General features: G+C 70.6%; 12 protein-coding genes and 2 tRNA genes. 9 read left to right on the top strand and 5 right to left on the bottom strand.

The genetic code is table 11. The features are described from left to right. Positions 1-2: 2 nt before the first annotated feature. The 6 genes from R4P08_RS06280 to R4P08_RS06255 all read left to right on the top strand — a co-directional run bounded on the left by R4P08_RS06280 (position 3) and on the right by R4P08_RS06255 (position 5,338). A tRNA-Met gene (locus tag R4P08_RS06280) sits at positions 3-79 on the top strand. Between the two features lie 205 nt (positions 80-284). Further along, positions 285-358 (top strand) — tRNA-Met (locus R4P08_RS06275). A 179-nt stretch (positions 359-537) separates the two neighbouring features. Further along, a complete protein-coding gene (locus R4P08_RS06270; RefSeq protein WP_317812917.1) occupies positions 538-1,635 on the top strand; it encodes an NAD(P)-dependent alcohol dehydrogenase in 1,098 nt (365 codons plus the stop codon). A gap of 168 nt (positions 1,636-1,803) precedes the next feature. After that, complete coding sequence (locus R4P08_RS06265; protein ID WP_317812916.1) at positions 1,804-3,276, top strand: aldehyde dehydrogenase; 1,473 nt, start codon at positions 1,804-1,806, stop codon at positions 3,274-3,276. A gap of 7 nt (positions 3,277-3,283) precedes the next feature. Beyond that, positions 3,284-4,099, top strand: coding sequence for an enoyl-CoA hydratase/isomerase family protein (locus R4P08_RS06260; RefSeq protein ID WP_317812915.1), 816 nt, complete (start codon positions 3,284-3,286; stop codon positions 4,097-4,099). Between the two features lie 150 nt (positions 4,100-4,249). Next, positions 4,250-5,338: an NAD(P)-binding domain-containing protein gene (locus tag R4P08_RS06255; RefSeq protein WP_317813123.1), complete on the top strand. Its 1,089-nt coding sequence runs from the start codon at positions 4,250-4,252 to the stop codon at positions 5,336-5,338. Positions 5,339-5,357: 19 nt separating this feature from the next. Here R4P08_RS06255 and R4P08_RS06250 read toward each other — a convergent pair whose 3' ends face one another. Beyond that, positions 5,358-6,188 (bottom strand): class I SAM-dependent methyltransferase, encoded by an 831-nt coding sequence (locus R4P08_RS06250; RefSeq protein WP_317812914.1) that lies wholly within the window; start codon positions 6,186-6,188, stop codon positions 5,358-5,360. A gap of 158 nt (positions 6,189-6,346) precedes the next feature. Between R4P08_RS06250 and R4P08_RS06245 the strand changes: the two genes are divergently transcribed. Further along, entirely contained in the window at positions 6,347-7,045 is a 699-nt protein-coding gene (locus R4P08_RS06245) for a helix-turn-helix domain-containing protein (protein WP_317812913.1), read from the top strand. A gap of 61 nt (positions 7,046-7,106) precedes the next feature. Here the strand turns inward: R4P08_RS06245 and R4P08_RS06240 are convergent, their stop codons facing one another. After that, positions 7,107-8,267: an acyl-CoA dehydrogenase family protein gene (locus R4P08_RS06240; protein ID WP_317812912.1), complete on the bottom strand. Its 1,161-nt coding sequence runs from the start codon at positions 8,265-8,267 to the stop codon at positions 7,107-7,109. A 150-nt stretch (positions 8,268-8,417) separates the two neighbouring features. On the opposite strand from R4P08_RS06240, the gene R4P08_RS06235 reads away from it, so the two are divergent. Both R4P08_RS06235 and R4P08_RS06230 read left to right on the top strand, forming a co-directional pair. Then, a complete protein-coding gene (locus R4P08_RS06235; protein WP_317812911.1) occupies positions 8,418-9,032 on the top strand; it encodes a helix-turn-helix domain-containing protein in 615 nt (204 codons plus the stop codon). A 136-nt stretch (positions 9,033-9,168) separates the two neighbouring features. After that, on the top strand, positions 9,169-9,879 hold the full coding sequence (locus R4P08_RS06230) for a peptidase S1 (RefSeq protein WP_317812910.1): 711 nt from the start codon (positions 9,169-9,171) through the stop codon (positions 9,877-9,879). 83 nt (positions 9,880-9,962) lie between these two features. Here the strand turns inward: R4P08_RS06230 and R4P08_RS06225 are convergent, their stop codons facing one another. The 3 genes from R4P08_RS06225 to R4P08_RS06215 all read right to left on the bottom strand — a co-directional run bounded on the left by R4P08_RS06225 (position 9,963) and on the right by R4P08_RS06215 (position 13,577). Continuing rightward, entirely contained in the window at positions 9,963-11,168 is a 1,206-nt protein-coding gene (locus R4P08_RS06225; protein ID WP_317812909.1) for an acyl-CoA dehydrogenase family protein, read from the bottom strand. 49 nt (positions 11,169-11,217) lie between these two features. Next, positions 11,218-12,624 (bottom strand): acyl-CoA dehydrogenase family protein, encoded by a 1,407-nt coding sequence (locus tag R4P08_RS06220; protein WP_317813122.1) that lies wholly within the window; start codon positions 12,622-12,624, stop codon positions 11,218-11,220. A 119-nt stretch (positions 12,625-12,743) separates the two neighbouring features. After that, the gene (locus R4P08_RS06215) at positions 12,744-13,577 is read right to left on the bottom strand and encodes an inositol monophosphatase (RefSeq protein WP_317812907.1); all 834 of its coding nucleotides are present in this window, start codon (positions 13,575-13,577) and stop codon (positions 12,744-12,746) included. Between the last annotated feature and the right edge of the window lie 139 nt (positions 13,578-13,716).

Raw genomic sequence — 13,716 nt, 5'->3', positions numbered from 1 at the left:
GACGCGGGGTGGAGCAGCTCGGTAGCTCGCTGGGCTCATAACCCAGAGGTCGCAGGTTCAAATCCTGTCCCCGCTACCATGCACTCAGGCTCGGTTCCCCAAGGGGAGCCGGGCCTGCAGTCATTTCGGGACCAGTCACGGGTCCCGGGAAGTGACCGGGGGCGGCCACCGACGTGGCGTGGTCATGCCGTCGCGGATGTGTCGTGCGTCATGAAATGGTGGCTGCACGTCCCTCTGGTTTGCCATCCGAGGCGACCGGGCCGTACCGTCATAGCCGTACCCGACGCGGGGTGGAGCAGCTCGGTAGCTCGCTGGGCTCATAACCCAGAGGTCGCAGGTTCAAATCCTGTCCCCGCTACTACGACCCAGGCTCGGTTCCCTAAGAGGGAGCCGGGCCTGAGGTCATTTCAGGGCCGGTCGGCAGTTCGTGGAAGACACCTGTCTAGTCTTGTGTCCGTCGTGGCGTGACCAAGGCCACAGCGACCGTTGACCCGCGCCGACGCCAGGCGGCGCATTCTCGCCCGGGAGGGCCCCATCATGAAGACCCGTGCCGCAGTCGCCCAAGGACCCGGACAGCCGTTCCAGCTGGTCGAGCTGGACATCGACGAGCCCCGGTCGGACGAGATCCTGGTCCGCATCAAGGCCGTCGGCCTGTGCCACACCGACCTGACGGTCAAGGAGATGCTCCCCGCCGAGATGTTCCCGCGGGTGTTCGGGCACGAGGGCGCCGGCGTGGTCGAGGCCGTCGGGCCCGATGTCGAGGGAGTCGCTGTGGGCGACCACGTGGTGATGAGCTTCCGGTCCTGCCGCGAGTGCGCCCGGTGCCAGGCCGGGGAGGTCGGCTACTGCGACCAGACCTTGATGCTGAACTACATGGGGTGCCGGATGGACGGCTCGACCACCCTCCACCACGACGGGTCCGATGTGGCCGGCTCGTTCTTCGGTCAGTCCAGCTTCTCGGAGCTGGCGCTCGGCACCCGCGACAACGTCGTCGTGATCGACCCCGCAGTCGACCTGGCCATCGCCGCGCCGTTCGGGTGCGGCTTCCAGACCGGGGCCGGCGCGGTCCTCAACACGATCGACCCCGATCCCGTCTCGAGCATCGTCATCTACGGCGCCGGCACGGTGGGCCTGGCGGCGGTCGCCGCGGCCAAGGCGCGCGGAGTGCAGACGATCGTCGCGGTGGACACCCAGGACTCCCGCCTCGAGCACGCGACGCGGCTGGGTGCGGTCGGGGTCAACCCGGGCGAGCTCGGCGACGGCGCGCTGGTCGAGCGACTCAAGGAGCTCACCGCCGGCGGTGCCACGGCCGGAGTCGACACCACGGCGGTGGCGCAGGTGATCAAGCAGGCCGTCCGGGCGCTCGCGCCGCGTGGCACCCTCGTCGTGCTGGGACTGGGGGCGCCCGAGATCGAGCTGGACGCCGTCGACCTCATGCAGAACGGCAAGATCGTCCGGGGCTGCATCGAGGGCGACTCCGATCCGCTGACCATGATCCCGCAGCTGCTGGAGATGCTCGGAGCGGGCACGCTGCCTCTCGGCAGCCTGATCACCACCTACCCCTTCGACCAGATCAACAAGGCCGTCGAGGACGTGAACGCCGGAGCGGTGGTCAAGCCCGTCCTGGTGTTCTGACCGTCGGCTCCCCGGCACCCGGCCGCCCCCGCCACCGATCGACTGGTGACGGGGGCGGTTTTCTGCCGCAAAAGCCGTCCTCCGGCCCGGGGCGATCGTAGGATGGACAGGTGTCTGTTCGCATGTCTGATGCGGCAGGATCGACCCCGTGACGGCAGGAGCCCGCCCATGACCACCTCTCTCGACCGCGACGCACTTCTCATCGGCACCGAGTGGCGCACCCCAGCCACCGACGGCGTCATCGAGGTGATCAGCCCGCACACCGAGGAGGTCGTCGCACGGGTCCCGGAGGGGTCGATCGCCGACATCGACGCCGCCGTGGCCGCCGCCCGCGAGGCGTTCGACTCCGGTCCGTGGCCCCGGATGAGCCCCCAGGAGCGGATCGAGATCGTGGCCCGGCTGTCCGCCCTGTACGCCGCGCGGTTGGACGACATGGCCACCCTGATCTCCACCGAGATGGGTTCGCCGATCTCCTTCAGCAAGTTGGCGCAGTCACCCGCCCCGTGGATGCAGATCGAGACGTTCCTCAATATTGCCCGGGAGTTCCCGTGGGAGGAGGTCCGGCCGGGCGCGCTCGGCGGCGACGTGCTGGTCCGCCACGAGCCGGTGGGCGTGGTCGCGGCCATCCCGCCGTGGAACGTCCCGCAGTTCACCGTGCTGTCCAAGCTGATCCCGGCGTTGCTGACCGGGTGCACCATCGTGATCAAGCCCGCACCGGAGACCCCGCTCGACACGTACCTGTTGGGGGAGCTGCTGATCGAGGCGGGCGTCCCCGCCGGAGTGGTGAGCATCGTGGCCGCCGGGCGCGAGGTGGGAGAGCACCTGGTGCGTCATCCCGCGATCGACAAGGTCGCCTTCACCGGGTCCACCGCGGCCGGGCGGAAGATCGGAGCGATCTGCGGTGAGCAGCTCAAGCGGTGCTCGCTGGAACTCGGCGGCAAGTCCGCCGCGATCGTGCTGGACGACGCCGACCTGACGAGCGTGGTCGAGGGGATCAAGTTCCTGGGCGTGATGAACTCCGGCCAGGCGTGCGTGGCGCAGACCCGCATCCTGGTGAGCCGGGACCGGCACGACGAGGTCGCCCACGCGCTGGCCGAGGGGATCGGGGCGATGGTCGTCGGCGACCCGATGGACCCCGCCACCGAGATCGGGCCGATGGTCGCCAAGCGGCAGCAGGAGCGGGTGGCCTCGTACATCGACATCGGCCAGCAGGAGGGCGCCACGCTCCTCACCGGCGGCACCGGCCGCCCCGACGGACTGGACACCGGGTGGTACGTCCGGCCGACCGTGTTCGCCGGCGTGGACAACTCCATGCGGATCGCGCAGGAGGAGATCTTCGGACCGGTCCTGTCGGTGATCGCGTACGACGACGTCGACGACGCCGTCCGGATCGCCAACGACTCCGAGTACGGACTGGCCGGTACGGTGTGGACCGCCGACCGCGAGGCCGGACTCGGCGTGGCCCGCAGGGTCCGCACCGGCACCTACGGCGTGAACACCTACACGATGGACTTCGCCGCGCCGTTCGGCGGTTTCAAGGCTTCGGGGGTCGGGCGCGAGTTCGGGCCCGAGGGCCTGGCGCAGTACACCGAGGTCAAGACCGTCTACCTCGGCGAGCCCGCGGCCACCGTGGTCGCCTGACCCCGCGATGACAGACGCTATGGACGAGGGGGAGAGCACCATCCTGTCGGTGCACGATGCCGACAGGGTCCGCACGCTGACGCTGTCGCGGCCGCAGTCGCTCAACGCGTTTGATGAGGCGCTGTACGACGCTCTCACCATCGCGCTGCGCGAGGCGTCGGCGGACCCTGCCGTCGCGGTGGTGCTGCTGACCGGTGAGGGCCGGGCGTTCAGCGCCGGGACCGACCTGGTCGAGATGACCGAGCGGGTCACCAACCCCGACTTCGTCCCGGGGGAGCACGGATTCGTCGGTCTGATCGATGCCCTGGCCGAGTTCGACAAGCCGCTGATCCTGGCGATCAACGGGCTCGGCCTGGGTATAGGCCTGACGATCATCGGGTTCGCCGATCTGGTCTTCATGGCCGAGGACGCCCGGCTCAAGTGTCCGTTCACCAGCCTCGGGGTGGCGCCGGAGGCGGCCTCGAGCTACCTGCTGCCCCGTCTGGTGGGCCGTCAGAACGCCGCGTGGGTGTTGCTGTCCTCGGAGTGGATCACCGCTCGCGAGGCGCACGAGATGGGGCTGGTCTGGCGGCTGTGTCCCCCCGGTGAGCTGCAGGCAGTGGCGACGGGGCACGCGGCCCGGCTGGCGCGGCTGCCGATCTCGAGTCTGCGGGCGGTCAAGCGGACGATGGTCGAGCCGCTTGCTCAGCAGATCGCCGCGGCGCGGGAGCGTGAGAACCAGTGCTTTGCCGAGCTGATGGGCGGTCCCGCGAACTCCGAGGCGCTCACCGCGTTCGCCGAGGGCCGGCCTGCGGACTTCACCGCCCTACCGAGCGGCGGCTGACCGCAGGGGTCCGGGCCGCCCGCCGGCAGCCGGGTAGTCGAAGATGGTGACGTGACCGCCCAGCCAGTGATCGCGTACGACTCGCACGGAGAGCACGACTCGCATGACGCGCACGACGCGTCCGCGGACCCCGCCCCCCGTGAGGTCGACGTGGTGGTGATCGGCGCCGGCCAGGCGGGCCTGTCGGCCGGGTACCACCTGCAGCGCAGGGGCTATGTCCCCGTCGACGAGGCCGGCGCCGGCGACCGCACGTTCGTGGTGCTCGATGCCGCGGAAGGTCCGGGCGGGGCCTGGAGGCACCGTTGGGAGTCGCTGACGATGGCGACCGTCAACGGGATCTTTGGCCTGCCGGGGGCTCCGGTGCCGGCGGTGGACCAGGCCAGGCCCAGCCGGGAGGTCCTGCCCGCCTACTTCGCCGACTACGAGAGGCGCTTCGCCCTGGATGTCCGGCGGCCGGTGCGCGTGAGGTCCGTGCGACGTACCCCGCCCGGGCAGGCCGGTTCCGGGGACGCGCGCCTCGTCGTCGTCGCCACCAGGGGTACCGACGCCGAGGGGTGGTCGGCCGGGCACGTCATCAACGCCACCGGAACCTGGTCGCGCCCGTTCTGGCCGCACTACCCCGGTCGGGAGAGCTTCCGCGGGCGGCAGCTCCACGTGCACGACTACGTCCGCGCCGAGGAGTTCACCGGCCAGCGTGTGGTGATCGTGGGCGCCGGGATCTCGGCGACCCAACTGCTCGACGAGATCTCGCGGGTGACCGAGACGTTCTGGGTGACCAGGCGGGAGCCGGAGTGGCAGCAGGCACCGGCCTCGGGGCACTTTGTCGAGGCGATCGCCTCGGTCGAAGAGCGGACCCGGCAGGGACTGCCGCCGGAGAGCATCATCAGCGTGACCGGGATGCTCCGCGGGCCGTGGGTCGAGCGGGCGGAGGCGCGGGGGGCACTGATCCGGCACCCCATGTTCACCCGGATCGAGCCCGACGGCGTGCGGATGCCGGACGGCACTCTGGAAGCGGCGGACGTGATCCTGTGGGCCACCGGGTTCAGACCGGCGGTGTCGCACCTCGCGCCGCTGGGCCTGCGGACCCCGGCCGGCGGGATCCGCGTGGCAGACGGGCGGGCCCTCGACGAGCCGCGGCTGTTCCTCATCGGCTACGGCCCGTCCCAGTCGACCGTGGGGGCCAACCGGGCGGGCCGTGACGCGGTACTCGCGATCGTCGCCGAGTCCGGGCGGACGTAGCGCCTGACCCGGCGTCGGATCAGGTTCGAGTGCCCGTCCAGAGCAGGTACTCCCACTCCATGCGCCCCCCGCCGGTGTCGTGGGACCGGGCGAGTTCGACCAGCGCCGCGTCGAGGGCGGCGACCTTGTCGGGGTCGTCGGCGATCGCCTTGTAGACCGCGATCGTCGGGCCGTAGGTGGCCTTGAAGAAGTCCCGGAAGTCCTCGCCGCCGGAGAAGCAGTCGACGGGCAGCGGGGTCCTGGTGGCGGACATGCTGGTCACCCGGTCCCCGAACAGTTCTGCGACGTGGTCGGCGTCGCCCCACAGCGGTGGGGGCTGCGCGCCGGGAGGAGGCGGGGGAGCGTAGGGCTTCATGGTGGCGAACATCTGGCCGATGAAGCCCGCCGGCGTCCAGTTGGCCAGAGCGATGCGGCCGCCCGGCCGGACCACCCTCAGCACCTCGTCGGCGGCGGCGCGGTGGTGCGGCGCGAACATGATGCCCACGGTGGAGACGGCGACGTCGAACTCGCCGTCGTCGAAGGGCAGCGCCTCGGCGTCGGCGACCTGCCACGCGAGGTCGAGCCCCTCGGCCTCCGCGCGAGCGCGCCCGGCGTCGAGCAGTTCGGGCGTGAGATCCGTGGCCACGACGTCGGCGCCGGTGCGGGCGGCGGGGATCGAGGCGTTGCCCGAGCCGGCGGCGATGTCCAGCACCCGGTCGCCCCGGCCGATCTCTGCGGCCTCGACCAGCCGTCGTCCCAGGGTCGGGATCACGACGTCGGCGACTTCGGGGTAGTCGCCTGACGCCCACATGGCTCGGTGTCTGGACTTGAGCTGGGCGTCGGCGGTGTCGGTCAGGGTCTGGTGGGTCATGACTGCCTCCTGGCGAAGGGTCGAGAAGGGGACATCTCGATCGTGCGCCGGAGCGGGAAAGGCGTCTAGTACCACATCTATAGCGGTGGCGGTTCGATTTTCGTACTGGTGCCCGACCGGGGATTGCGGTCTACTGGTGGTCGGACGAGGAGTCATCCATGACCGGATACGGACAGTTCTGTCCTGTCGCCAAGGCGATGGAGCTGCTGGATGAGCGCTGGACCCTGCTCGTCGTCCGCGAGCTGCTGTCGGGCAGCGCCCGCTTCAACGAACTGCGCCGGGGCAACCCCAGGATGTCGCCCGCGCTGCTGTCCAAGCGGCTGCAGACCCTCGAGCGCGCGGGGGTCGTGCGCCGGGTGGAGCACGAGGGTCGCAGCAGCTACCGGCTCACCGAGAGCGGCGAGGAGTTGCGCCCGGTCGTCGAGGCGCTCGGGGCGTGGGGGATGCGGTGGGTGGGTGAGCTGGGAGACCGTGACCTCGACCCGCACCTGCTCTTCTGGGACATCCGCCGCACCGTCCCGGTGGACCGCTGGCCCCGGGGACGCACGGTGCTCCTCTTTGTCCTGGACGACGTGCCCGCGGCCACGGCCCGCTGGTGGCTCGTGGTGCAGGGCGACGAGGTGGACGTGTGTGACGCCGACCCCGGGTACGAGGTCGACGCCACCCTGCACTCCAGCCTGCGCACCTTGGTGGAGATCTGGCGAGGGGACCTGTCCTGGAACGACGCGATCCGGGCTTCGGCCGTGGTGCTGGGCGGGCCGAGGCACGTCACCGCCCGGGTGCCGGATTGGATCGGGCGGATGACTCTCGCGGCGGTGCCGCGCCCGCCGATCGTCGCCGCCGCTGTCCCCGGGTAGTGGCGGACCGCCGGGACCCTAACCGTCGCCGGCCAGGGTCCCGGCTGTGGGCCCCGACCGGTCAGAGCGTCCGGGAGATCAGTTCCTTCATGATCTCGTTGGTGCCGCCGTAGATCTTCTGCACGCGCGCGGAGGCGTACATCCGCGCGATCGGGTATTCGGTCATGAAGCCGTAACCGCCGAAGACCTGCAGGCAGCGGTCGATGATCTCGCACTGCTTGTCGGTGCAGAAGTACTTGGCCATGGACGCCGTGGCCGGGTCCAGCTTGCCCTCGACGTGCAGCGTGATGCAGTGGTCCAGGAGCGTGCGCGAGGCCAGGGCCTCGGTCTTGCACTCGGCCAGCTCGAAGCGCAGGTTCTGGAACTTCAGGATGGGCTTGCCAAAGGCCTCGCGCTCCTTGGCGTAGTCGGTCGCGAGCCGGACGGCGGTCTCGGCGGCGGCCACGGCGGTGACGGCGATGATCAGCCGTTCCTGGGGCAGCTGCTGCATGAGCTGAATGAAGCCCTGGCCCTCGCACTCCTCGCCGCCCAGGATGTTGGCGGCGGGGACCCGCATGTCCGCGAAGAACAACTCCATCGTGTCCTGGTACTTGAGGCCGATCTTGTCGAGCTTGCGGCCGCGGTCGAAACCGGGCAGGCCGTCGGTCTCGGCCACCACCAGGGACAGGCCCTGCGCGCCCTCGCCGCCGGTGCGGGCGACGATGACGAGGAGGTCGCAGTGCATGCCGTTCGAGATGAAGGTCTTGGCGCCGTTGACCACCAGGTCGTCGCCGTCACGCACCGCCGTGGTGCGCAGCGCCTGCAGATCGGAGCCGGCGCCGGGTTCGGTCATGGCGATCGCGCCCACCATCTCGCCGCTGGCCAACTTGGGCAGCCACCGCTGCTTCTGCTCCTCGGTGCCGTACTGGAGGACGTAGTGCGCCACGATCGTGCTGTGGACAGAATTCCCCCAGCCGTCGTCGAGGGCGCGGGTCTGCTCCTCGGCGATCACGGCCTCGTGCGCGAACGTGCCGCCGCCCCCGCCGTACTCCTCGGGGATGGAGATGCACAGCAGGCCGGCGTCGCCGGCCTTGTTCCAGAACCCGCGATCGACGGCTCCCTCCTCGGCCCACCGCTCGAGGTTCGGGGCGGTCTCCTTTTGCAGGAACGCCCTGGTGTGGGCGCGGAGCGCGTCGAGGTCGTCGGTCATCCACGGGGAGCGGTAGGGGGCGGGCTCGAACACTGGGCATCTCCAAAGGGGTCGTGTGGGCCGAGTCGGCCCCTCGCTGACATCACAAGCTGCCATCACAATACGATTGCACGCTTTACTATGCAATTGTATTGGGTTGTAGGGTCTAACTTCATCGACCGATCCGCACACAGGGAGGGCCACGTGACCGGGAGCGCTGCCGATCGACGGACGCCGGGGCCCCGACCCCCGGACGGCGAGCTCACCGCGCGGGCCCGGATCCGGAACGCGGCCCTGGAGCTCTACTCCGAGCACGGTGAGGACCGCGTCTCCATGCGGAAGGTCGCCTCCGAGGTGGGGGTGACCATCGGCCTGATCCAGCATCACTTCGGCACCAAGGACGGCCTGCGCAGGGCGGTCGACGAGTTGGTGGTGGAACAGGTCGTCGCGGCCCTCGGGACGGTCGAACACACGGGCCCGGCCGCCGAGGTCGTGGCCGCGCGCGACGCGGCGGTCCGGGCGATGCTCCGCGAGAACCCCCAGGCGGTGAAGTACATCAACCGCGCCCTGATCGAGCCCGACGGGCGTGGCGCCTCCCTGCTGGGGGCGATCGTCGACCTCACCACCCGGGAGGTCGAGGGGTTGCGTCGCGGCGGCCACGCGTCCACCCGCACCTCCGACAAGGTGCAGGTGGTGCGCACGCTCATGCACCAGGTCGGGGAGCTGTTCCTGGAGCCCGTCGTCGCGGCGATCTGGGCGCAGGTGGACGGCGAGCCGGACGAGCGGCCCTCGATCGGCATCGCCGTCGAGAGTCGATAGCGCCGATCCCGCGGGCCCACAGGGGGTGACGGAGACCACCGGGCGGGTCGCTCACGTCGTGCGCTCCGGGCCATCGGGCGATAAGCTGGCGAGGGCGTAAACCCGGGTAGTTCACCAGGGTGGGAAGGACACGCTCATGAGGTTCACCGGTCTGGCGCGAGTCGCCGTCACCGCCGTCATGGCAGGTGCCACGGCACTCGCCGTCCCGGCTGCAGCCCAGGCGGCAGTGCCCGTGGGGGGCGGGACCCCGATCCTGGTCGGTGGCGTGGCGGGGTGCACCCTCACCGCGGCGGGATACGACGCCACCGGAGCGTCGGTGGCGTTCACCGCAGCTCACTGCAGTGATCGGATCAATTCCCCCGTCATCCTGCGGGACGACAAGCGGGCCGGCGTGATCGGCACCGTCGCCACGCGGAACGAGATCCTCGACTACTCCGTCATCCGGCTCGACCCCCGTGTTGCGGTTCCGGTCCGTCAACCGGGCGTCACGGGCACCGGCCCCGCGCCCGAGTTCGGCGACGTGGTGTGCAAGGACGGACTGGCCACCGGCCACACCTGCGGCATCACCTGGCAGCGCGAGGGCGCCAAGTTCTGGAGCCAGGCCTGCGCCGGATACGGCGACTCCGGTGGGCCCATCATCAGGGAGGGCCGCCTGGTCGGGCTCCTCTCGGGTGGGCACATCCCGCCGGTGGCGGGCAGCGTCGGTGGACTCGGCGCTGTCCTGCCGTCGTGCCTCCATCCCGCGCAGGCGCCCTTCTTCCTCCCGGCGCTGGCGTACTCCTTTGAGACGATCGTGGCGGACGCCACCGATCGCAACTGGCCGGGCGCCGGTTTCCGGATGGCCTGACCGGCCTCCGGCGCGGCGGTTCACCACGAGGGGCCCGGTACCGAATCGGTACCGGGCCCCTCGTGTATCCCGTGGGGGTCAGCTCACTTGAGCTGCGAGCTGTTCAGGTCGAGCAGTCGGCGCGCGATCACCAGCTGCTGGATCTGCTGGGTGCCCTCGAAGATGTCGAGGATCTTGGAGTCGCGTGACCACTTCTCCAGGAAGCTGCGCTCGGAGTACCCGAAGGAACCGGCCAGCTCCACGGCGCCCAGGGTGACGGCGGAGCCGGTGCGCCCCGCCTTGGCCTTGCACATCGACGCCTCTTTGGTGTTGGGCATCTTGTTGTCGGCCATCCACGCCGCCCGCAGCGTGAGCAGGTACGCGGACTCCCAGTCGGCCTCGAGCTCGAGGTACTTGGCCACCGCGGCCGGCTGGCTGGTGGCGGGCCGGTCGTAGTCGATCTCCAGGCCGGCCTCCTCGAGGAGGGTCCGGATCTCCTCGAGTGCGGCGCGGGCGACGCCCACCGCCATGCCGGCCACCAGCGGCCGGGTGTTGTCGAAGGTCTGCATGGCGCCGGCGAAGCCCTTGTCCACGCGGACCTCCGGATCGCCCAGGAGGTTCTCCTTGGGGACCCGGCAGTCGGTGAACGTGATCTGCGCGGTGTCGGAGGCGCGGATGCCGAGCTTGTGCTCGAGCCGGTCGATGCTGACCCCCGGGCTCTCGCGCGGGACCACGAACGACTTGAGGGCCGCGCGGCCCTTGCTCTTGTCGAGCGTCGCCCACACCACCACGTGATCGGCGCGGGCCCCGGAGGTGACGAAGATCTTGGTGCCGTTGAGAACGTACTCGTCGCCGTCGAGCCGCGCGGTCGCGGAGACCGCGGCCGAGTCGGAGCCGAACTCGGGCTCGGTGATGGCCATGGAGGCCCACACCCGGCCGAACTTCTCCATCTGCTCGTCGTCGGCGACGGCCGCGATCGCGGAGTTGCCCAGGCCCTGGCGGGGGATGGACAGCGTGAGGCCCACGTCTCCCCAGCACGTCTCGATGATGTTGAGCAGCGATTTCATGTTGCCGCCGTTGGCCACGCCCTCGCGGCGCGGGGCGCCGCCCGAACCCATCGTTGCGCCGGAGGCGGCCTTACCGGCGTCCTCCATGGCCTCCATCATGGCCTTGAGCGTGTCCAGCTCGACGGGATACTCGTGCTCCGCGAGGTCGTACTTGCGGGAGACGGGACGGAAGATCTGGGTGGCGACCTGACGGGCCTGGTTGGCGCCCACCTGGAGCCGCTTGGGGAGTTCGAGGTTGATCATCGTCAGTGGTCCTTAGATCCGGGAGTGGGGGAGGGCTGGTGGGCGGTGCTCACAGGACCACCACTCCCTCGGCCACGCCGATGGCCCGCAGGTCGCGGTACCACCGCTCCACGGGGTGCTCCTTGGTGAAGCCGTGGCCGCCGAGCAGCTGGACGCCGTCGAGGCCGATCTTCATGCCCTTGTCGGCCGCGATCTTGCGGGCGAGTGCGGCTTCGCGGGCGAAGGACAGGCCCTGCTCGGCACGGGAGGCGCCGCGCCAGGTGACCAGGCGCATGCCGTCGAGCTCGGTGGCCATGTCGGCCACCGCGAACGCCACGGCCTGGCGGTGGGCGATCGGCTCACCGAACGCGTGCCGCTCCTTGACGTAGGGGATCACGTAGTCGAGAACCGCATGGGAGGTGCCCACCGCGAGGGAGGCCCAGCCCAGGCGGGACAGCCGGATGATGTCGGCGTAGGTGGACGACCGGTCCTCACCGGACGCCTCCGGACCACCCAGGACCGCGTCGGCGGGCAGGGAGACGTCGGTGAGGACGATCCGGCCCAGGCCCGCGGCGCGCAGACCCATGGACGGGTCGGCCTCCACCACGAGGCCGTCGGTGTCCGACTCGACCACGAAGAAGGTCGGCGCGCCGTCGAGGGAGGCGGCGACGACGAAGAGCTCCGCGCTCCCGGCTGTGGGCACCATGGACTTGACGCCGTTGAGCGAGAAGCCGCCGGGCACGCGGGTGGCCGTGGTCTTGAGCTCGAACGGGTCGAAGAGCGGCCGCGGCTCGGCCACCACGACGGCCGCCGCCGGGACCTTCTCGGAGGCGAACGCCGGGAGGTAGGACTTCTGCTGGGCGTCCGAGCCGAACTGGGTGAGCGTGGTGGCCACACCCGACGGGGCGAGGATCGGCAGGGCCAGGCCCATGTCGCCGTAGGCCAGGGCCTCGGCGACGAGCGAGTTGGTCACCACGCCGCGTTCGGAGGCGATGCCCTCGAACTCCTCGGGCACGTTGAGCATGGTGGCACCGATCTCGGCGGACCGGATCAGCAGCGACTCGGGCGCCTCGGCAGCGTGGTCGGCATCGTGCGCGGCCGGGCGGATGACCTCGGTGGCGAAGTCGCGCACGGTCTGGACGATCATCTTCTGCTCGTCGTCCAGGGTGAGGTCGAACAGGTCGGGCCGCGCCTCGGAGTCGGCATCCGGGAGGCGCTTGGGTGCGCCGGAGCCGGAGACCTTCTTGAAGGACTGGGTCGCGGCGCCGAGGGTCTTGAAGCCGGTCTTGGTGGCCTCGTAGGTGACCCGGTCGACCTTGTGCCGGAGATTGAAGCGCTCGGCGAATTCCGACCCGGTGATGGTCGTGAGTGCTCGCATGGCGGCGCCGATCGCGTCCATCCGCGTGGGGTTCTTCCCCGGCGTGGAGGTCTGCGCGCGTCCGGTCGTGGACGGGGGCGTGGGGTTCTTGATCATCATCACCAGCTGTTCTCGTGACGGACGGTGGACGGTGCTGTCGCCCACACCTTACTCCGGAGTAAGTTAAGGACGCCATACTTTCCCGCAAGTCGTCGTGAACAGCAGGTGAGGGTGGGTGTTCAGCCGCGCAGGAGGGCGACGGCCTGCTCCACGGCCCTGGGCCGGCCGGCCACAAACCAGTCGTAGCCGTTGACCTCGACAGTCGCGCAGACCCCGCCCGCGCCCTCGACCAGTGCCCGGCCCGGCAGCCAGTCCCATTCCGGGCACGAGTGCTGGCACCACACCGTGTGGATGCCGCAGGCCACCGACGCCAGGTCGACCGAGCCCGATCCGAGCATGCGGATGGTCGCGGCGCCGCCGCTGAGCCGGTGGAAGGGCGCGGCGAGGTCGGGGTCGGCGAAGAACGGCGGGTGGAGGTAGGTGGCGAGGCTTCCGGCGGCCAGGTCGCCAGGGGAGAGGCGGGCGACGGGGACGCCGTTGCGGCGGGTGGGGACGTCCGATCCGCCGACGAAGGTGTCCCCGGTGACCGGTCGGTGCACGGCCCCCAAAAGGTAGTCGTCGCCGCCGGTCAGGGCGACGGCCGAGCACCAGTAGTCCGAGCCGGTGACGAAGTTGTAGGTGCCGTCGACCGGGTCGACCACCCACCGGCGCTCGTGGCTGCCGGCCACGAGCGTGCCCTCCTCGCCCAGGACCCCGTCCCCGGGACGGTGGGCGGACAGGAGTCCGGTGATGTGCTGCTCGGCGGCGTGGTCGGCCTCGGTGACCACGTCGGAGACGGAGGTCTTGTGTCGGACGTCCAGGCCGTCCTCGCGCAGACGTCTGGCGAGGGTCCCGGCGTCGACGACGAGGCGGGCAGCCAGATCCGCGTCGGTCATCGGCGTGATGGCCTCAGGGCGCAGGGGCGCGTGCAGGGGCGGCCGCGGGGGCCGCGGGTGGCGGGCGTCGATGGACATGCACTTCCTCCGGTTCAGGCCGTGGCGGCTCGCTGACCTCGGGCAGTGGTGGGTCCGCCACTCGGAGACGCTACCGCCGGCGGTCGACGGGAGGGCGTGGGGCGGACCACGCGTGGGGGTCGGGTGGGAAAACACGAGA

The sequence above is a fragment of the Rhodococcus sp. IEGM 1408 genome, from assembly GCF_033142235.1.
In the GTDB taxonomy this organism is placed as follows: domain Bacteria; phylum Actinomycetota; class Actinomycetes; order Mycobacteriales; family Mycobacteriaceae; genus Dietzia.
Note: the sequence above shows the minus strand (reverse complement) of the source record. Positions and strands in the feature narration are given on the sequence as shown.